Genomic DNA, 19,514 nt, shown 5'->3' with positions numbered 1-19,514 from the left:
GAACCTTGTTCCGCTCCCGAAAATTCCTATGCTGCCGGCGCAGCGCGAAACGAGAGATGGAATATGCCTGCAGGAATCCCGATCTGGGCGATAGGCCTGGACTATGTCCTGGGCGCGATCATGTGGACGCTGATCGGCCGCTTCGGCATGAACATCTTCCTGCCGACGAATTCTCCCTTCTTTTTTATGAAGGCCTTCGTGAAGATCACGGACCCGTTCCTCCGGGTCTTCAAGCCGATCACGCCCGGCTTCATCATCGAGCCGATGATCCCGCTCTACGTCGCCTGGTTCTTCTATATGATCCGCTTCTTCCTGATGCCGTGGCTGCTGGGCTATTCGGTCCTGGGCATGCTGTCCTTCCCGCTGGAGGACGATTTCGCCGGCTGGCTCTACCGCACCTTCGGGCCGTTGATGCCGTAGCCCGGTCGAAAGGCGGTACCGCCATGGCAATTTCCTGCCGGCGGTTCGGCACCGGGGCGGGGATGCTGTTGGGTCCCGGCCTGTCCCTGTGGTTGAATGCGCCAACACCGTTCCTGGAGACCCGCCATGCTGCCCTCATCCCCGTCCGAATCGTCCGTGGGCGACGATGCGCGCCCGGCCTACGACTATGCGGGCCTCGTCGCGGGCCTGAACCGCTATCTGCGCTTGCGCACGACGCCCATCGGCATGAAGCTGTTCGAAACGGTCGAGGCCATGGAGGCGGTGCCGCGCATCCGGCGGCCCGGGGGCACGATCCACACGACCGACCAGATCGTCGCCCAGGCCTGCCGTCTCAACTGGACGGTCGGCATCACCCAGGAGGATCTGGTCGGCGCCCAGTGCGGCGCGGTGATCGGCCTGCATCCGCAGAACCCGGAATGGCTTTCCGGCGAGCATATGGCCGGCGTGTGGTTCGAGACATCGGCCGATGCTGCCGCCCACCAGGAAGCGATGGATGTGGTCCCGCACGGAACCTACGCCGCAATGGCGGTTTCGCCGCTCGCCGCCGGCCGGCTCGATCCGCCGGACATCTGCCTGATCTACGGCACGCCGGCCCAGATGATTCTGTTCATCAACGGGCTGCAATGGACCGGCTACAGGAAACTCGAATGGGGCTGCGTCGGCGAGAGCGCCTGCGCCGACAGCTGGGGCCGCGCGCTCAAGACCGGCGAGCCCAGCCTGTCGATCCCGTGCTTTGCCGAACGGCGTTATGGCGGCGTGCTGGAGGATGAGCTGCTGATGGCGATTCCGCCGTCCTACCTGCCGGGCGTGATCGACGGTCTGGCCGCCCTGTCGAAGAACGGCCTGCGCTACCCGATCCCGCAATTCGGCATCCAGGGCGATGCCCGGGCCGGGCTGGCGGCGAGCTACGGCTGACCGTTTCGGCCCCTCATACCCGCCGGAAGGGGCACGACGGCCGACGCCAGCGCCGCCAGAATCAGCGAACCTGCGATGACTTCGCGGGTGAGCACCGGATCGCCGAGCCAGATCCAGCCGACGAGCAGCGCCACGACCAGTTCGAACGCGCCGGCAATCGCCGTCAGGCCGGCGCCGGCGTGGCGGGAACCCGCGGTGTAGAGCAGCTGCGGAATCACGGTGGTCGCGGCGGCGAAGACGATGAGCGTGGCTGCGGCCTGCGGCGCGGCCGGCAGCAGCGGCCCGGCTTCGAACAGGAGAAATCCGGGCGCGAGGCCGGCCAGTGCGCCGGTCAGGCCGATGCTGGCGCGCGGCAGGAGGGGGATCGGCGTCAGCGTGCGCGACAGGGCAACGATCAGGATGGCGAATCCGACCGGTGCGGCGAAGGCCAGCAGGATGATTTCCGCCTTTCCGCCACTCAGCTTTGCGGCAGGCACGACGACAACCGCGGCGGCGACGATCAACAACGAGGCGGCGATCGCCCGGCGGCGGATGCGTTCGCCGAACAGGAGACGGTCGAGCAGGATCGTGAACAGCGGGTAGGTGAAATAGATCACCGAAACGGTCGCGACGCTGAGATGGCGCAGGGCGGTGAAGTAGGCGACCATGCCGAGCGCGGCGATCGCGCCCACCGCCAGCCCCACGAAGGCGAGCCGGCCATGCGCGAAGGCGCGCGGCAGGAACGGTGACAGGACCAGCACCGGAATCACGAAACGCCACGCCGTCGTTGTGAGCGGCGACAGGCCGTTGTCGGCGGCGAACTGCCCGAGGGCCGGACCCAGCCCGAAACACGCCGAGGCGACCAGCACCAGGGCGAAGCCGATCCTGTAATCCGGTTCGGGCACTTTTCCTCTCATGGCGCCGCCCTATCATCGAAACTTGGCGGGAAAAAGCCCCGATCTCCGGGCGCACCGTTTCGGACCTTCGCGGGATGTCGGGGTCGACGGTCCCCGGCACGAAAACCGGCAAGAAAACCGGCAAAACAGGTTCGCAAAGCCCTATAATCCGATCCGGCTGCGGGCGGCGCCTACCGGCGCGCTGTTGCGAAGACACAGGTCGGCAACGACGGCCGGACGCGACGGCCCGATCGGTGCGGTTGCGCTTGCCGGGAGCCGGAGCGGCGGAGCATGGGCAGGTTTCTCGGGATTCTCACCGCAGGTCTGGCGGCCGTGCTGATCGTCGGTGCGGTCGCGATCTACGGCCTGGACAGTGCCCGGAAAATCGAGGCCGATCTCCAGCGCGCCGCCGACGGGAAGCTCGACGAAACCGGACCGCCCTGGGCTTCGGTCGAGGTCCGCGGGCGCGACGCCATTCTCGAGGGCGAGGCCTTGTTGCCGTCGGAGCGCCGGCAGGCGGCGGAAAAGGCCGCCCCGGCAATCGACACCATCCCCGGAATTCGCGAGGTGCGCGACAATACGACGGCGCGTTTCAGGTCCATGGCCGAAATCGAAGCGATGCTCTTCGACATCTGCAAGCGTGCGGTGTCCGGCTTGCCGGCGGCCTGGATGAAATGCGCGGTCAAGGGGCAGACCGTGACGCTCGGCGGGATCGCCCTGACCCACACGGCGCGCCGCATCGCCGTCGAAAAGGTCTTTACCGCCGTCGAGTCGCTGAATGCCCGGGAAACGGTCCGCGACACGACAAGGGCGCACTATCAATCGTCCAGCGAGATGCGGCGGATTCTTGGCGCCGCCTGCGAGTCCGCCGTCGCAGGATTCACGCTCAACTGGCTGAAATGTGTCGTGGAGGGGCGCAGCTTCACCCTGTCCGGGGCCGCGCCCGTCGAAGCCGAGCGTAAGGCGAGGGTCGCCGCGGCAAGGGCTTCGCTCGAATCCGTCAAGGGTGTTGCGGGCATAGCAGACCAAACGACCGTTTTGCCGGCCCTGTCGTCGGCGCAGGCCTGCCGCGCGGCGTTCGACCGGCTGAAGCGGGACACGCCGATCGGATTTGCGCCAGAGACGGCGACGATCGCGCCGGAAAGCAAAGCCCTGCTCGATGCGCTGACGATGGCGGCCAAGCGGTGCGTCGGCGTCAGGATCGAGGTTCGGGGCCACACCGACGACACCGGCGATGCCGAACGCGACCGGAAACTGAGCGCGGCGAGATCGCAAGCGGTCGCCGCCCACATGACCGGCCTCGGCGTTCCTCCTGACCGGGTGTCCGCCCGGGGTTTCGGCGGGACGCAGCCCCTCGTCGCCAACGATACGGAAGCGGGCAGGGCGAAGAACCGGCGGATCGAATTCGCCATGTCGGAATAGCCGGCCGGAGTCGGGTGCGCCGGCCCTCGTCCGCGGCCGGCGCCAAGCGGGGAGAGCATCATGGGATACCTGATCGGCGAGATCTGGCTCTGGCTGGTCATCGCCTACGCTATCGGCCTGGTCGCCGGCTGGCTGATCTGGGGCCTTCGCCGGAAAGGCGCGCAAGACCGGATCGGCGACCTGGAACGGCCGGTTGCGGAGGCCGGGGCGCAGGCCCTTGAAAGCGAGGCCGAGAGGTCGGAACTGGCGGCGGCTGCGGCTGCCGCAGAGGCCGAGATTACCCGGTTGAACGCCCGGATCGCCGACCTTGTCAAGGAGCGGCGCAGTGCCGGCGGCGGCTGAAATCGATCGCCGCGAGCCGCTGCCGCGGGGCGAGCCCCGGCCCCGCCCTATCCGGGTTCGATCGGGTGGGCGTGGTTGAGCGGCCCGTGCCCGGCGCCGTAGCCGGGCGCTGTCAGGATCGCGCCGCGCACATAATCCCGCGCCCGGGATACTGCCGCCTCCAGGGCCAGGCCCTGCGCCAGCCCGGCTGCGACGGCCGAAGCCAGGGTGCAGCCCGTGCCGTGGGTGTGCGGCGTGTCGATCTTTTTCTCGGTCCAACGCACCGGCGCCGCCTCGCCGGCTGCCAGCAGGTCGACGATGTCGTCGCTCTCGAGGTGGCCGCCCTTGAGCAGGACGGCCCCCGGCCCGAGCGCAAGCAGGGCAGCGGCGGCGTCCGCCATTCCGTCCATATCGGGCGGGTCGCGGTCCAGCAGGACGCCGGCCTCGGGCAGGTTCGGCGTGATGATCGTCGCCATGGGCAGCAGCGTGTCGCGCAGGATGTCGACGGCCCCGGACGCCAGCAAGGGCGCGCCGCCCTTCGCGACCATCACCGGATCGACCACCAGCGGAACTCCGGGCGCGAGACTCCGGATCGCGCCGGACACCGCCTCGATGACCGGGCTGCTGTGCAGCATGCCGGTCTTGATCGCATCGACGCCGAGATCGCCGATCACGACCTCGATCTGTTGCCGGATGAATTTCGGCTCGACCCCGACGACGCCATGCACGCCGAGGGAATTCTGGGCCGTGAGCGCCGTCACCGCCGTCATGGCGAAGCCGCCCAGCACCGTAACCGTCTTGATGTCGGCCTGTATGCCTGCGCCGCCGCCGGAATCGGATCCGGCGACGATCAGCACGCGGCCGTTCACCGGGCCGCCGCCTCGATGGAGGCGCATACCGACTCGACCACGGCTGCGACGAGGCTTTCGTCGTCGCCTTCCGCCATGACGCGGATCACCGGTTCGGTGCCCGACCTGCGGATGACAAGGCGGCCGCCTTTGCCCAGCCGGTTCTCCCCATCGGCGATCGCCTGCTTTACCGGGCCGGCGTCGAGCGGGGCCGCCCCGTCGCCGGCCTCGAATTCCACATTCTTGAGCAGCTGGGGTGCCGGCTCGAACAGATGCATGACGTCGCTCGCCGGCTTGCCGGTGCGGACCAGCTCCGCCAGCACCTGAAGCGCCGTCACCAGGCCGTCGCCCGTGGCGATATGGTCGCTGAGCACGATATGGCCGGATTGCTCGCCGCCGACGTTCATACCGTGCCTGCGCATGTCCTCAACGACATACCGGTCGCCGACACGGGCGCGGACCAGGGCCATATCCATGCTGCGGAGATAGCGCTCAAGACCGAGGTTCGACATCACGGTGGAGACGATACCGCCGCCGCGCAGCTTGCCGGCGCGGCGCCAGGCGCGGGCGATCAGGGCCATGATCTGGTCGCCGTCGACGATGCGCCCGGTCTCGTCGACCATGCGGACCCGGTCGCCGTCGCCGTCCAGCGCGATTCCGACATGGGCATTGTGGGCAACGACCGCCGTTGCCAGGGTTTCCGGCGCCGTGGCGCCGCAATCCCGGTTGATGTTGAATCCGTCGGGCGAAACGGCGACCGGCACGACTTCGGCGCCCAGTTCGAACAGCACGGTCGGCGCGGCCCTGTAGGCGGCGCCGTTGGCGCAATCGACCGCGATCTTGAGGCCGTCGAGGCGCAGCTCCGCCGGGAACGTGGCCTTGGCGAATTCCATATAGCGGCCGGGCGCATCGTCGAGCCGCTGGGCGCGGCCCAGGTCGCGCGGGCCGGCGAGCTCCCGCTCCGCGGTCCCGGCTTCCATCCGCCGTTCTATCTCCAGTTCGATGTCATCGGACAGCTTGTTGCCGTCCGGCCCGAACAGCTTGATGCCGTTGTCCTGAAAGGCGTTGTGCGACGCCGAGATCATGACCCCGAGATCGGCGCGCAGGGACGGGGTCAGCATGGCGATCGCGGGCGTCGGCATCGGGCCGACCAGAATCACGTCCATCCCCATGGAGATGAAACCGGCGGTAAGCGCCGGCTCCAGAAGATAGCCGGAAAGGCGCGTATCCTTGCCGATCACCACCCGGTGACGGTGCGCGCCGCGGCGGAAATGGCCGCCGGCCGCCGCCGCCAGCGCCAGCGCGGTCGTCGCGGTCATCGGCTCGCGGTTGGCGATGCCGCGAATGCCGTCGGTGCCGAAAAATTTGCGGCTCATGTTCCGGATGCGCTCCCCGGTCCGGACCGTTCGGCGGGAGTCCTAAACGATCGCGGGGTTTTCGGCCATACCGAGCTTCGTTCCATCCGGGGGCCTATCCGGGGGCCGCGGCATGGCAAATCCGGCGATCCGCAACGCCACCCGGGTCTCGGCGACGTCGTGGACCCGCAAGATCGCTGCGCCTTTCTGGGCCGCCAGCACCGCCGCCGCCGTCGATGCCGCCAGGCGCACGCCCGCCGGCGCCGACAAGGCGGCCAGCTTGCGCGAAGCGCCAACGCAGACCGGATAGCCAAGGGCGGTCAGCCGGTCCAGATCGTGCAGCAGGGCGAGATTGTGCCGATGGGTCTTGCCGAATCCGAAGCCCGGATCGACGGCGATCTGCGACTTCAGGAGGCCGGCGGCCACGAAGCGTTCGGCCTGCTCTCCCAGCGTGTCGGCGACTTCCGCGACGACGTCGCCATAACGGGGATCGTCGTTCATCGTCGCGGGATCGCCCTTCATGTGCATGAGGATGACCGGCGCGCCGCTGCGCCGGACCGTTTCGAAGCTGTCCGGATCGTGGGTCAGCGCGCTGACATCGTTGACGACCGCCGCGCCGGCATCGAGCGCGGCCCGCATGACGGACGCGTTGCGCGTGTCGATCGAAACCGTCCGGCCGTCCGCCGCGAGACGGCTCACGGCCGGCATGACCCGGTCGAGTTCGGCCTCCGGTGCAACCGGGGTCGCGCCGGGCCGGGTCGATTCGCCGCCGATGTCGATGAAATCCGCGCCGGCTGCGAGCAATTGTCCGGCGCGGGCGAGCGCCGCATCGGGCGTCTCGTAGCGGCCGCCGTCCGAGAAACTGTCCGGCGTGGGATTGAGAATACCCATCAGGGCCGGCCGGCCGGCAGGCAACAGGTCGGGCCAACGGGGAGCAGGGGAAGCGGAAGACAAGGCGGCATCTCGGCGGGCAAACGAACGGGCGGGATGTTGGCCTTCGGGGCCGGGAAGGCAACAGGGCAGGGCGGCGCGTTCCGGCCCGTACCGGAGGACGCGCCTCAGAACCGGTCGGACCGATACGGCGTCAGGTCCACCCTCGGCTCGCGGCCGCAGGCCAGGTCGGCGATCAGCAGGCCGGTGATCGCGCCCAGGGTCAGACCGAGCTGGCCGTGGCCGAAGGCGAAATAGGTGTTGGCATGGCGGCGCGACTGTTCGATGACCGGAAGGCTGTCCGGAATCATCGGCCGGTGGCCCATCCAGGGCCGGGTCTTCGCGCCTTTCAGGGCCGGCAGCATGTCCTGCGCCAGGGGCAGCATCATCTCGGCGCGTTCGTAGTTCGGTGCGGCATCGAGGCTCGCCAGCTCCACCATTCCGGCCAGGCGCAGGCCGCCCGACATGGGCGTCACCGCGAAATGCCGCTTGCCGTCCAGCACCGGCCCGTTGATCCGCACGGTCTCGTCCAGCAGCATCAGGTGATAGCCGCGCGCCGATTCGAGCGGCACCGAAACGCCCAGTTCCCGCGCGAACTTTTTCGAGAAAACGCCGGCGGCCAGAACCAGGCGTTCGACCGGGACGGTCCCGGAGGTCGTGCGCAGGGCTCTTGGCCCCGCTTCGCCCATCTCGATCCCGGTCGCTTCGGCCTTCCGGAAGACGCCGCCCAATTTTTCAAACGCTTCGGCGAGCCGCTCGGCGAGGTGCTTCGGATCGACGGTATAGAAGCAGTCCGGCAGATGGAATCCGTGGGTGTAGTCCCGGTTGAGCGCCGGCTCCATCTGGCGCAGTTCGTCGGCGCTCACCGTGTCCACCCGGACGCCGTGGCGGCGGAACATGTCCATTTCCCATTCGGCGTCACGGGCGTCCGCAGCGCCGCGATAGACGAACAGCAGCCCCTTGTAGCGCAGCATGTCCTCGGCGCCGGCCGCCCTGACCAGTTCCCGGTAGGCGTCGCCGACATGATCGAGCAGGCGCATCTGCGCGCGGGCATTGGCCTCGGTCCGGCGCGCCGACGACTGCCGGATGAAGCGCCACAGCCAGGGCAGCAGCCGGGGCAGGTAACGCCAGCGGATGACCAGCGATCCCTTGGGATCGAGCAGCATGGCGGGCACCTTGTGCAGCATGCCCGGGGTGGCCATCGGCATCGGCGTGCCGGTCTGGATCAGGCCGGCATTGCCGCTCGACGTGCCGGCGCCCGGCGTGTCCCGGTCGATCAGGGTGACGCTGAAACCTTCCCGCTGCAGCGCCAGCGCGCAACAGGTGCCGACGATGCCGGCGCCGAGGACCGTGATCGCGCCCCGGCCGGCCCGGTTCGAAGCGTCAGTCGGCAAGGGCGATGCACTCGATCTCGATATCGAAATCCAGCGGCCAGGACGCGACGGTGACGAAGCTGCGCGCCGGCGGGTCCTTCGGGAAATAGGTCTTGTAGACTTCGTTGAAGCGCTTGAAATGGGCGGCGTTGACCGAGAAGACCGTCACCTTCACTACCTGCTCCATCGAGGAGCCGGCGCATTCCAGACAGTATTTCACCGCCTCAAGGCAGGCGCGCGTCTGGGTCTCCAGATCGCCCTTGACCAGGTCGCCGGTCTCGATGTCGAACGGCGGCTGCCCGGAGACGAAGACGAACCCGTTCGCCTTCACCACCGGCGACAGCGGCACATTGTTCTTGCGCAGGCCTTCGGTCAGGCCGGGAACCTCGGGGATTTCTTTGGGCATCGATTGCTCCTGATTCGGGTACGGGCGGCGCAACCCTACACAAGCCGACGCCCGAAGGGGAGCGAGAAGCGTAGATGAGGTGCGAACTGCTGGCCGCACCTCACATAGCGCCTTCCACCCTGGGGTTATCGCTCAGACGCCCACCCTTCCTTCGATTAAGGCATATGCGCATTCATACTGCCAATTCGTGCGCGTCGTCGTCTTGTATCGTTTCAGATTGCAGCCAGGAGCGTCGGGGATGGTGGCGGAATTGAAGAACAGATATTTCTGGCTCCTGATTCGCTCGGTCAGGTCGCACGCCAACCGGACATAATCTTTGCTCACAAGAAGCACGACTGGCTCGTCGGTATCCTCCGGCAGCATCGAAATATCGTCGTACCGATCTCCCTTTCGCCGCCGTTTATAGCGGTCTGCCTGGGCGCTGAAGGTAATGTCGTAATTGGGCGTCAGGAATTCCGCTGCGAGCAATCCCCATCCCGCCGACAGGATGTAGAGACGGTCCAGCCCATAGCATTCCGCCAACACTTCATAGGTCGGGTTCCGGTAAAGCTGCCAGGCGGGCAGCAGCCCGAGAGAATTATCGCCCGTCGTATCATTATACCGGCGCAGTTGGTGTCTCCACGAATGGCCCGTGTCCGCCATGTCGTCGGGGCGGGCATAGAAGCACCCGCTGACCTCCGGGGCACCGTCGGGATCGGCGACGAACAAGACACGCCGACCGTCGCGCCGCCGCAGGTGACCAGCGCCCGGCTTCTTGGATGCCGCGCATTGGATAACGACAATCAAACAACGTCCTCCATTTCGCCGATCAGGCGTTCCGTCGTTTCGAGAAACGCCGGATCGTACGGCTCATCGACATGATTCTGGTTCCACAATCCGGAAATCCTGACACGTTCCCTGTCGCAAAATCGCCCCAACCATTCCCCCGATGGAGGATCGAACGGCTCCTTGCCATAGTTGCTCAGGAGAGCGATAGCATTGCGCTCGACATAACCCCGCAGGCTGTCCGGTCCTGGCTCGTCGTCGATCTCCAGCCAGAGGAACGGCATCGTCCCGATCGCCTTGCTGACAGCCTGTTCCAAAGGTTGCTCGACCCGCCGGACTTCGCGCGGCGCGGAACTTCTGTTGCCCCAAGTCGAGGACTTGAGGCTGTCCCGGTCGATCAAGGCTGTGCCGACAAGCAGGCGGAATATCGAACCGCGGTGGTTGCCGCCGCCGGACCTCTTTTGTCCTCCGTGTTGTCGGAGCCGAGTCCAGAGTCTTGTTTTCGATCCTGCCTTAAGCGCATGGGTTCCGACGCGCACGATACGCGGTCCCGATCCGGTATCGCTGCGGCCTTCGCCGAGTTCGCGGAAGAAATAGATGCCACGTTGCGGCCAGCCTGTTCGTCCATCGCATTGCGAAAGTTTCCGGGCGCCGCCAAGCCGCCGCTCAAGCTCGGCCAGCAAGCCGTAAAACCGTACCAGGTGCCGTGCCCGTATTACGGGCATCCTCCTTTCCGCGCTTCTGGGGTCGCCGCCGCTACGCCGAGCCATGCACCTCGAACAGGCCGGCGGCGCCCATGCCGCCGCCGACGCACATGGTGCAGACGACGTATTTCGCGCCGCGCCGCCGGCCTTCGATCAGGGCGTGGCCGACCATGCGCGCGCCGGACATGCCATAGGGATGGCCGATCGAGATGGCGCCGCCGTTCACGTTGTAGATGTCCGGGTCGATGCCGAGCCGGTCGCGGCAGTAGAGAGCCTGCACGGCGAAGGCTTCGTTGAGCTCCCACAGGTCGACGTCGTCGACCGTCAGGCCGTTGCGCTCCAGCAGCTTCGGCACGGCGAAGACCGGGCCGATGCCCATTTCGTCCGGATCGCAGCCGGCGACCGCGACGCCGCGATAGACGCCGAGCGGTTCCAGGCCGCGCTTCGAGGCTTCGGACGCTTCCATGAGGACCGCGGCCGAGGCGCCGTCGGAGAGCTGGGAGGCGTTGCCGGCGGTGATGTGCTTGCCTTCCGCGATCACCTGGCCGTTCTTGAACACCGGCTGCAGCCCGGCGAGGGTTTCATAGGTCGTGCCCGGCCGGTTGCCTTCGTCCTTTTCCAGCACGACGTCGCGTTCGGAAATCGCGCCGGTTTCCCTGTCCTTGAACTTCATGGTCGAGGGCAGGGCGACGATCTCGTCGTCCAGCCGTCCCGCCTGCTGCGCCGCGGCCGTGCGCGCCTGGCTCTGCGCCGCAAATTCGTCCTGGCTCTCGCGCGGGACGCCATAGCGCTCGGCGACGACCTCCGCCGTCTCCAGCATCGTCATGTAGAGCGCCGGCAGCCGGTCGACGATCCAGGGATCGTGCGCGCGGTGCATGTTCATGCTGTCGTTCTGGACCAGCGAAATGCTCTCCAGGCCGCCGCCGACCGCAACCGTCATGCCGTCGTGGACGATCTGTTTGGCGGCGGTCGCGATCGCCATCATGCCGGACGAACACTGCCGGTCCAGCGACATGGCGGCGACCGTGTTCGGCAGGCCGGCGCGGACCGCGCACTGGCGCGCGACGTTGCCGCCGGTCGAGCCCTGTTGCAGGGCGGCGCCCATGACGACATCGTCGATCTCCGCCGGATCGACCCCGGCGCGCCCGACCGCGTGGCGGATGGCGTGGCCGCCGAGCTCCTGGCCCTGGGTGTCGTTGAACGCGCCGCGATAGGCCTTGCCGATCGGCGTGCGGGCGGTTGAGACGATGACGGCTTCGCGCATGGCGGGGCTCCGTGATGATGCCGGTTGCGCCGATTTTACATCGGCAGTCTTTCAACCAGTTTCTATATCACATCGTCGGTATCGCGCTAATCGAACCGGGCATCGTGAAGGCGCCAGTACGCGTCTGTTCTCTTGAGACCGCGATTTCGAGCAGCAAAATCTCCCGGTCGCCTGCCCCTTGGGGTTTGTGCCTTCGGGTCCGCACCGGCATCCAGCAGCATCGTGACAATATCGAGAGACTTGTGGGTCGCCGCAGCAATGTGCAGAGGCGTCCGTCCATTCCTGTCCCTTGCTTCTAGCCTAGCGCCGGCCTTGAGCAATGTTTCGACGACAGCTGGGTGACTGGTATGAATTACCGCGATGTGAAGAGCCGTGCGTCTGTCTTTATCCCTCGCTTCAAGTCTCGCCCCAGCCTTGAGTAGCGCCGCGATAACGGCCGGTTCACTGTTGTATGCCGCTGCGAAATGGAGAGACGACCATCCATTATTGCTTCGCGCTTCAAGTCTCACGCCGGCCCCAATCAGCGCCGAAACGATCGCTTGTGAATTCCTCGCAGCAGCGAGATGTAGGGGAGTCCGTGCGTCCCAATCCCTTGTTTCAAGTTTGGCGCCGGCCTTGAGCAGTGCGGTAACAATGGCCGGACTGTTGCTGGTTTGAACCGCGACGTGCAGGGGCGTCCACCCGAATTTTCCTCGCGCCTCGGTTTTCGCTCCGGCATCGAGCAAGGCTGAAACGACCGTGGGCGCGCTATTCTGCACGGCAAAATGCAGGGGCGTCATGCCGTGTTCGTCCGACGCAGTTGCCGAACGCCCGGTGGCGACGCAACGCTCGACATCCTCCACCCCGGATCGAGCAAAAAATTCCTGCGTATTCCACTCATTGCATAGGGGCTGTTGCGCCACTACCGGGGCGATGGCAAAGAAGTACAGGGTGAAAGAGAGGCGGATCGCAACGGGGAAAAACGCCATAAGGACTCCTCGAATTTAAAGATTCAGGGTGCCGCCAAATCTATGTGGTGACCGCTCAGCGGCAAGGAAATACTGCTTGTCCAGAACCGTCGCTTTAGCGGCTGCTGTGTTTCTCACCGATTTACACCGTGCCAATCCCGGCTATGCTGCGCCGGTTTGGGGAGGGCGCATGGCGCAGGCGGAACCGTTCGAGGCGATGATCTCGGTTCGGGGCGTGACGAAGCGGTTCGGCGGCCTGACGGCCGTCGATAACTGTTCGCTCGAGGTTGCCGCCGGGACGATCACCGGCCTGATCGGGCCGAACGGGGCCGGCAAATCGACCCTGTTCAACATTATTGCCGGGGTCTTTCCGCCGACGGCGGGCGACGTGTTCCTGGACGGCGAGAACGTCACCGGCCAGAAACCGCACGAGCTGTTCGGGCGCGGCCTGGTGCGCACCTTCCAGATCGCCCACGAATACGCCCGGTTGCCGGTCATCGAAAACCTGATGGTCGTACCGCCCGACCAGGCCGGGGAAAAGCTGGCGACCGCCCTGTTCCGGCCCGGCCGGATCCGCGCCCAGGACGCCGAGGTGCGCGGGCGCGCCGAGGACGTGCTCGATTTTCTCCGCCTGGCGCCGCTCAAATACGAACTGGCGGGCAACCTGTCCGGCGGCCAGAAGAAACTGCTGGAGCTCGGCCGCACGATGATGACCGAAGCCCGGGTCGTGCTGCTCGACGAGGTCGCGGCGGGCATCAACCGGGCGCTGCTGGCGTCGCTCGCCGGCGACATCGAACGGCTGAACCGCGAGCGCGGCTATACCTTCTTCGTCATCGAGCACGACATGGACCTGATCGGCCGGCTGTGCGACCCGGTCATCGTCATGGCCCAGGGCAGCGTGCTGACCCGGGGCAGCATGGCGGAGATCAGGGCCGACCGGCGGGTCATCGAGGCCTATCTCGGGATGAGCGACGAGGAAGCCGCCTGACATGCCCGGCGACATGCTCCTGGCGGAAGGCATGACCGGCGGCTATGGCGGCGCCGACATCCTCAAAGGCGTCGACCTTGCGGTGGCGGCCGGCGAGATCGTCGCCATCATCGGCCCGAACGGCGCCGGCAAATCGACCGCGATGAAGGCGGTCTTCGGACTGGTCCGGCTGCGCGAGGGAGAGGTCCGGTTCCGGGGCGAGGATATCGGCAGCTGCCAGCCCGACGAGCTGGTCCGCAAGGGGATGGCCTATGTGCCCCAGGAGCGCAGCATCTTCCCGTCGCTCACCGTGCACGAAAACCTGGAAATGGGCGCCTTCATCCGGCGTGACGATTTCAGCCACGTCATCGACCAGGTCTACACCCTGTTCCCGCCGCTGAAGGAAAAGCGCCGCCAGCAGGCCGGCGAACTGTCCGGCGGCCAGCGCCAGATGGTCGCCTTCGGCCGGGCGCTGATGACCGAGCCGTCGCTGCTGTTGCTCGACGAGCCGACCGCAGGCCTGTCGCCGGTCTATATGCGCGAGATATTCGAGCGGGTGATCGCCGTGAACCAAACCGGCGTCGGCATCCTGATGGTCGAGCAGAATGCCCGCCAGGCGCTGAGGATCGCCCATCGCGGCTATGTGCTGGCGACTGGCGAGAACATCTTCACCGATACCGGCGAGGCGCTGCTGGCAAACCCGGAAGTGGCCGAGAGCTTTCTCGGCGGGCGCAACGGCACTCGGGACGGGGGCACTCGGGACGGCGGCACTCGGGACGGCGGCGGCCGGGGCGGGGCCGGCGCTTGATCGACTTCGTCAACCAGTATCTGATCCCGGCGCTCGTCCTGGGCGGGATCTATTCGCTTGGCGCGATCGGCATCTCGCTGATCTACTCTATTCTGCGTTTCGCCCATTTCGCCCATGGCGACCTGATGGCGGCGGGCGCCTATATCGGGCTGCTCGTCGTCTGGCTGCTCGATGCCACGCCGCTCAGGGAAATGTCCGTCAACGTGCGGCTGCTGATCGGCCTGCCGCTGGCCTTTGCCGGCACCGCAGCCGTCGCGATCCTGATCGACCGCCTCTTCTACAAGCCGTTCCGGCGCGCCCGGTCGATGATCGTCGTGGTCATCGCGTCGTTCGGCGTGGCGCTCATGCTGCGCTCGCTGGTCCAGCTCTTCTTCGGCGTCGACGTCATCAACTACGCCGACGGCATCCAGTTCCCGCTCAAGGAGTTCCAGCCTTTGCGCATCCTGGAGCGCCACATCTACATCGTGGTGCTGACGGTCGTCCTCATGCTGGCCCTGCACCATTTCCTGACCCGCACACGGACCGGCAAGGCGATGCGCGCGATGAGCGACGACGCCGACCTTGCCCGGGTCTCCGGCATCAACACCGAACGGGTGGTGATCTGGACCTGGATTCTCGGCGCCGGGCTGGTCGCCGTCGCCGGCGTATTCGTCGGCATGGATACGCGCCTCATCCCGACCATGGGGTGGGATATGCTGCTGCCGATGTTCGCCGCCGCGATCCTCGGCGGGCTGGGCCAGCCCTATGGCGCGATCGCCGGCGGACTCATCATCGGCGCGATGGAGGAGCTTTCGACCTACCCGTGGATCGGCGACGGTCCGCTGGTCCCGCCCGACTACAAGACCGCGGTCGCCTTCGCCGTCATGGTGCTGATGCTGATCTTCCGGCCTCGCGGCATCTTCCGGGGCAAGGTGCTGTAGATGGAAATTTACGGCCTCTTCCTGTTTGCCGTCGGCTTCCTGACCATGGCGATGATCTATGCGGTCGGCAGCCTGGGCGTGAACATCAACTGGGGCTTCACCGGCCTGTTCAACGTCGGCGTCGCCGGCTTTTTCGCTGTCGGGGCCTATTCTTCCGCGGTGCTGACCGCGCCGGAAAGCGTCAACCATATCGGCGGGTTCGGCGTGCCGGTGCCGGTCGGCATCCTCGCCGCCATGGCGCTGGCGGCCCTGGTCGCCTGGCCGGTCGGCAAGATCTGCCTGCGCCTGCGCTCGGATTACCTGGCGATCGCCACCATCGGCATCGCCGAAATCCTGCGCCTGACCGTGCGCAACTACCAGCCGATCGGCGGCGGGCCGTTCGGCGTCAACAATGTTCCGCGGCCGTTCGAATCCCTGCCCGCGCCGTGGGACCAGGTCGCCTTCCTGCTGCTGGTCGTCGTCATCGTCGGCGTCATCCTGTTCCTGGTGCAGCGCGCCTGGGCGGCGCCCTGGGGGCGGGTGCTGCGCGCGATCCGCGAGAACGAGGACGCGGCGGAGGCCGCCGGCAAGGATGTCGAGAAATTCCGGCTCCAGGCCTTCATTCTCGGCTCGGCGCTGATGGGCCTGTTCGGCGCCCTGATGGCCCATTACGTCAAGATCATCAGCCCGGAGGGGACGGAGCCCCTGCTGGTCACCTTCCTGCCCTGGGTGATGCTGATCGTCGGTGGGGCGGGCAACAACAAGGGCGCGGTGCTCGGCGCGATCCTGGTCTGGGGCCTGTGGACGATGACCGAGCTGCTGACCGGCCGGCTGCCCGACGAATGGGCCCTGCGCGTCGGCTATCTGCGCATCTTCCTGATCGGCCTGCTGCTCCAGATCGTGCTGCAGAAATTCCCCGGCGGCCTGCTCCCAGAACGCGCGCCCACCGTGCCGCGGGATTGATCGAACCTGCGGGAAGCCTCCCCCAAGGGATTCCTTTGCGAAATGCTGCTGGAATGCCAGGTGTTCCCCCTCCCCGTTGGGAGGGGGGATTCACTCCGTAACGCCGCGTCAAAGCCGAAAACCGCTACATTTCCAACCCGATTTGCTGCCCCGGACCCCGATCCGGGGCCCAGAGGCGACCCGAAAGGCCTCGGCCCGTAGCCCCTGGACCCCGGATCTCCGCTGCGCTCCATCCGGGGTGGCAATGGAGGGTGAAGCCGGAAGAGCCTGCCCTGAGCCAAGTCGAAGGGCGCCGACCCAATCCCCTCACCAAGGGGAGGGAGGAAGAAGCGAACGCATTACACACCCTCATGCCGGGCAGGCGGGCTTTGCCGGGTCGGACTTCAAAAATATTTCCTTTTTTTCGATAATATTCCTTGACACAGTCGATCCCGCACCTTATATCGGCCCCGTCAACGCCCGAAATGCGCCTGCCGCGGCCGGCCGACATCCCCCCCAAAATAAGCAAACGAAGAAACAGGCGGGGGACCGTGCGGGACCGTTCCGCCCGTCCCGCTTTCCGGCCCGCCGCTGTCAGTCGGCCATCCTGTGTGCCGCCCTGTGCGCCATTGGACCTGACGGCCGGACCCCGTCCGGTTCGACCCTCCGCTTCCGCCGGGCCATCGTGCCCCCGATCCTGCCCGGCGGTGCCGCCCCCGGTGTCGACCGGCGCTCCAGTTCGGCCGGGAGGCTGGAAAATTTCCTATCTGGATTGATTTTGCGCATTTCCGAAAGGCGTGTTTCCAACGATTCCAAAGGGTTAGGGTCGCCGGGTGCAAAAAAACACGTAAGAAAGACCGGTCTGTTTAATTAGAAAAACAGAGCAATTTCAAAGACTTAGGGAAATTGATTTTGAACATTTATTCAAAATCAGGCCGTTTTCCGGCCTCCAGCCCGTTCGGCGCACCCTTTCCCAGAGGAATCCGCTTGGGGGAGGGAGATTCGTCCGGGAGCGTTGACGCCTCGGAAACCGGACCGGGGCTGCCGTAATCCGCTATTCCGCAGCCGCCTTGGAGACGTCGGCGACAGGATTGATCACGGGCGCGACATAAGGGCTGGCGGTGGTCTCGCCGCCTTTTCCGCCGGCCGGCGGGGTCGCGGTGTAGTGGGCCGGGGCCGGCCCGCCGCGCTGCTTGCGCTCCCACGCTTGCGCCGGCGTTTCCAGCAGGGCCGCCGCCGCCAGCGCCGCCTTGCGGTCGACCGTATGGGGCGTCCCGGCGGCGTCGGGCGCCGGCATCATGTTGGCGTGGTAATAGGCCATCTTCTGCTTGGCCGGATCGACGACGCGGGACGGGTCGATGTCGCGCCGGTTGGTGCCGACCCGCGGCTCGACGGCGATATCGTCGATGATCTCGTGGTCGAACCACCATTTCTTGACCGGATTGCGCGTGCCGTTGCCCAGCCAGTCGTCGGCCCAGGTTGCGATCGGCACCATCAGCGGCTTGAGGAACATGGCGTTGACGCCCATCCAGCTCGCCGCGCGCGTCAGGAGCGGGCCGTCGGCGTCGATCACCTTGTTGATCGGGCAGGTCTTCATGCAACGTCCACAGGCCGCGCCCTTCATGTTGGTCAGGCGGTAGCGGGTGCAGCGCTCGGCGTCCGGCTTCCACATCTCGTAGCCGTTGAACATCACCTTGTCGCCGAAGGGGATGGCGTCGCACGGGCATTCGCGGGCGCATTTCAGGCAATTGTTGCAGAAATACTGGAGACCGAAATCGATCGGCCTGTCCGGCGTGAGCGGCATGTCGGTGGTCAGCACGACCGACTTGAAGCGCGGGCCGACGAAGGGGTTCAGCACCAGTTCGCCGATCCGGCTCAATTCGCCCAGGCCGGCCCACAGGACCACAGGGATGTGCAGCACGTCGCTGTCCGCGTTGGTCTGGGAGCGGGCCGGGAAGCCGAGGTCGCGGAGGAATTCGGCCATCACCCCGGCGATCGCGGCGCCGCGCAGATAGGCGCGCATGGATTGGGTGCCCGAGATCCAGTCGTCGCCGCTCGCGCCCTCCATGGTGTCGAAGCCCTGGTCGATCAGCATGACGACGGCGTATTTGTGATAGGGCGCGATCGGCCGGCCGTCCTCCTTGTGGGAGAACCAGGCGTAATGCGGGATTTCGCAGATGCCGGTGAGATCGGAGCCGAGATGGTAGGACAGCGCCTTGATTGCCCTCGAGTTCGCTTCCGGGGAGTTGGCTTCGGGATCGCCCAGTCCATCGGTATCGGCCGGCGCCGCCTCGCCGCCCTGGTACGGCACGAGCGAGCGGATGACGCCGAGCAGACCCTTGGACGTCGGATGCTTGAAGGAGAAGCGCGAGCGCTCCTTCTGGGATTTCTCGCCCAGGTCGCCCTGCAGCGCGCGTTCGAAAAAGGCGGCCCGCTTCGGCACCCGGGGGACTTCGTCGTCCAGGATCAGGGTGGTCGGCCGGTCGACCCGCTTCACCTGCTCCATCGGATAGTAGCTCTCGTGGGACGGGCGGCGCGCGCGCCGGTTGCGCTCCCGGCCCGAGGTCGCGCCGTTCCGGCCCCACCAGTAGCCCAGCCCGCGCCCGTCCCGGGCCGAGGCGGCGAGCGGCCGGTCGGTCGCCAGGGCGTAGTCCGTCGTGACGACGGCGAGCGAGAAGGCGGTATCGAGATAGGGATTGACGAGCTCCCCGTTCGAGCGGACGGCGAGGCCGGCCATCACGGCGAGCCGTCCGGCGTCGGTCTGCCGGTGCCCGGCGACGTCGGCGCGGGCGGCGAAGCCCATCGCCCGGATGTGGCGCGCCACGCAGACCGCGATTTCGGCGGCCCGCATGTCCGACATCTCGCGCACTGCGGGCGCAACCCAGCCATGCGCCGCGTTGTGCGGCTCCGGCGCCCGGCCGTCTTCGATCAGCAGCACGATGGCGTGGCTGTGGGGCAATGCTTCCGCACCCTCCAGCCAGGCGTTCGGCGCCATCTCGCAGATGCCGACCATGGCGGCGTCCATGAAGTAGGCCATGCCCTTGGCGTCGCGTGCGCGGGCTTCGAGATCGTCGGGGACCGGCGCGCGGGCGGGCGCCGATTCCTGCTCGGCAGAGGCTGCGAAGATGTTCCGGTATTTCAGCGCCGCCGCCGCCATCGGGCCGTCGCCGGCCGTGTCATGCAGGCCCGCGCGGCGCGGCCGGTCCCGTTCCACGGTCAGGATCGCGTCGTCCCGCGGCAGTGTCTCCAGCGGATAGGTGCCGAGCGAGAAGTCGCGGCCCCTGGAGCGGGGGTGAAGAAGCATGGCGAAACTCCCTGGTCGCCGGACGTTC

At 66.8% G+C, this 19,514-nt stretch carries 19 protein-coding genes; 8 read left to right on the top strand and 11 right to left on the bottom strand.

Features of this window, described 5'->3' with window-relative positions; all coding sequences use genetic code 11:
- Window positions 1-63 precede the first annotated feature (63 nt).
- Entirely contained in the window at window positions 64-420 is a 357-nt protein-coding gene (locus OXM58_05290) for a hypothetical protein (protein ID MDE0147765.1), read from the top strand.
- A gap of 126 nt (window positions 421-546) precedes the next feature.
- Entirely contained in the window at window positions 547-1,356 is an 810-nt protein-coding gene (locus tag OXM58_05285) for a DUF169 domain-containing protein (protein ID MDE0147764.1), read from the top strand.
- Here OXM58_05285 and OXM58_05280 read toward each other — a convergent pair.
- On the bottom strand, window positions 1,347-2,252 hold the full coding sequence (locus tag OXM58_05280; protein ID MDE0147763.1) for a DMT family transporter: 906 nt from the start codon (window positions 2,250-2,252) through the stop codon (window positions 1,347-1,349). The two genes, OXM58_05285 and OXM58_05280, sit on opposite strands and share 10 nt — an antisense overlap.
- A gap of 270 nt (window positions 2,253-2,522) precedes the next feature.
- Between OXM58_05280 and OXM58_05275 the strand changes: the two genes are divergently transcribed.
- A complete protein-coding gene (locus OXM58_05275; GenBank protein ID MDE0147762.1) occupies window positions 2,523-3,653 on the top strand; it encodes an OmpA family protein in 1,131 nt (376 codons plus the stop codon).
- A gap of 60 nt (window positions 3,654-3,713) precedes the next feature.
- Window positions 3,714-3,995: a hypothetical protein gene (locus OXM58_05270; protein MDE0147761.1), complete on the top strand. Its 282-nt coding sequence runs from the start codon at window positions 3,714-3,716 to the stop codon at window positions 3,993-3,995.
- A gap of 47 nt (window positions 3,996-4,042) precedes the next feature.
- On the opposite strand, the gene thiD is transcribed toward OXM58_05270, so the two are convergent.
- The 9 genes from thiD to OXM58_05225 form a co-directional block, all read right to left on the bottom strand.
- On the bottom strand, window positions 4,043-4,843 hold the full coding sequence (thiD, locus tag OXM58_05265; GenBank protein MDE0147760.1) for a bifunctional hydroxymethylpyrimidine kinase/phosphomethylpyrimidine kinase: 801 nt from the start codon (window positions 4,841-4,843) through the stop codon (window positions 4,043-4,045).
- On the bottom strand, window positions 4,840-6,198 hold the full coding sequence (gene glmM, locus OXM58_05260; protein ID MDE0147759.1) for a phosphoglucosamine mutase: 1,359 nt from the start codon (window positions 6,196-6,198) through the stop codon (window positions 4,840-4,842). Before glmM ends, thiD begins: the two co-directional genes overlap by 4 nt.
- A 42-nt stretch (window positions 6,199-6,240) precedes the next feature.
- Window positions 6,241-7,068, bottom strand: coding sequence for a dihydropteroate synthase (gene folP, locus OXM58_05255; GenBank protein MDE0147758.1), 828 nt, complete (start codon window positions 7,066-7,068; stop codon window positions 6,241-6,243).
- A gap of 167 nt (window positions 7,069-7,235) precedes the next feature.
- Window positions 7,236-8,501 (bottom strand): FAD-dependent oxidoreductase, encoded by a 1,266-nt coding sequence (locus OXM58_05250; GenBank protein ID MDE0147757.1) that lies wholly within the window; start codon window positions 8,499-8,501, stop codon window positions 7,236-7,238.
- Window positions 8,491-8,886 carry a RidA family protein gene (locus OXM58_05245; GenBank protein MDE0147756.1) on the bottom strand — a complete coding sequence of 132 codons (396 nt, stop codon included), beginning with the start codon at window positions 8,884-8,886 and terminating at the stop codon, window positions 8,491-8,493. The genes OXM58_05250 and OXM58_05245 overlap by 11 nt, the downstream gene beginning before the upstream one ends.
- A gap of 132 nt (window positions 8,887-9,018) precedes the next feature.
- On the bottom strand, window positions 9,019-9,672 hold the full coding sequence (locus tag OXM58_05240) for a hypothetical protein (protein ID MDE0147755.1): 654 nt from the start codon (window positions 9,670-9,672) through the stop codon (window positions 9,019-9,021).
- Entirely contained in the window at window positions 9,669-10,376 is a 708-nt protein-coding gene (locus OXM58_05235; GenBank protein ID MDE0147754.1) for a hypothetical protein, read from the bottom strand. The genes OXM58_05240 and OXM58_05235 overlap by 4 nt, the downstream gene beginning before the upstream one ends.
- Before the next feature lie 31 nt (window positions 10,377-10,407).
- Window positions 10,408-11,619, bottom strand: a complete 1,212-nt coding sequence (locus OXM58_05230; GenBank protein MDE0147753.1) for an acetyl-CoA C-acyltransferase — start codon at window positions 11,617-11,619, stop codon at window positions 10,408-10,410.
- An 86-nt stretch (window positions 11,620-11,705) separates the two neighbouring features.
- Window positions 11,706-12,587 (bottom strand): ankyrin repeat domain-containing protein, encoded by an 882-nt coding sequence (locus OXM58_05225; GenBank protein ID MDE0147752.1) that lies wholly within the window; start codon window positions 12,585-12,587, stop codon window positions 11,706-11,708.
- Window positions 12,588-12,756: 169 nt separating this feature from the next.
- Here OXM58_05225 and OXM58_05220 point away from each other — a divergent pair, with 169 nt between their 5' ends.
- Genes OXM58_05220 through OXM58_05205 form a run of 4 tightly spaced genes read left to right on the top strand, consistent with a single transcriptional unit; the run spans window position 12,757 to window position 16,203 of the window.
- Window positions 12,757-13,554 (top strand): ABC transporter ATP-binding protein, encoded by a 798-nt coding sequence (locus OXM58_05220; protein MDE0147751.1) that lies wholly within the window; start codon window positions 12,757-12,759, stop codon window positions 13,552-13,554.
- 1 nt (window position 13,555) lies between these two features.
- Window positions 13,556-14,341, top strand: coding sequence for an ABC transporter ATP-binding protein (locus OXM58_05215; GenBank protein ID MDE0147750.1), 786 nt, complete (start codon window positions 13,556-13,558; stop codon window positions 14,339-14,341).
- On the top strand, window positions 14,338-15,261 hold the full coding sequence (locus OXM58_05210; GenBank protein MDE0147749.1) for a branched-chain amino acid ABC transporter permease: 924 nt from the start codon (window positions 14,338-14,340) through the stop codon (window positions 15,259-15,261). Before OXM58_05215 ends, OXM58_05210 begins: the two co-directional genes overlap by 4 nt.
- Window positions 15,262-16,203: a branched-chain amino acid ABC transporter permease gene (locus OXM58_05205; protein ID MDE0147748.1), complete on the top strand. Its 942-nt coding sequence runs from the start codon at window positions 15,262-15,264 to the stop codon at window positions 16,201-16,203. It abuts the gene before it with no gap.
- A gap of 1,033 nt (window positions 16,204-17,236) precedes the next feature.
- Here OXM58_05205 and OXM58_05200 read toward each other — a convergent pair.
- Window positions 17,237-19,486 carry a hypothetical protein gene (locus tag OXM58_05200; protein ID MDE0147747.1) on the bottom strand — a complete coding sequence of 750 codons (2,250 nt, stop codon included), beginning with the start codon at window positions 19,484-19,486 and terminating at the stop codon, window positions 17,237-17,239.
- Window positions 19,487-19,514: the final 28 nt, after the last annotated feature.

This window comes from Rhodospirillaceae bacterium, assembly GCA_028819475.1.
In the GTDB taxonomy this organism is placed as follows: Bacteria; Pseudomonadota; Alphaproteobacteria; order Bin65; family Bin65; genus Bin65.
Note: the sequence above shows the minus strand (reverse complement) of the source record. Positions and strands in the feature narration are given on the sequence as shown.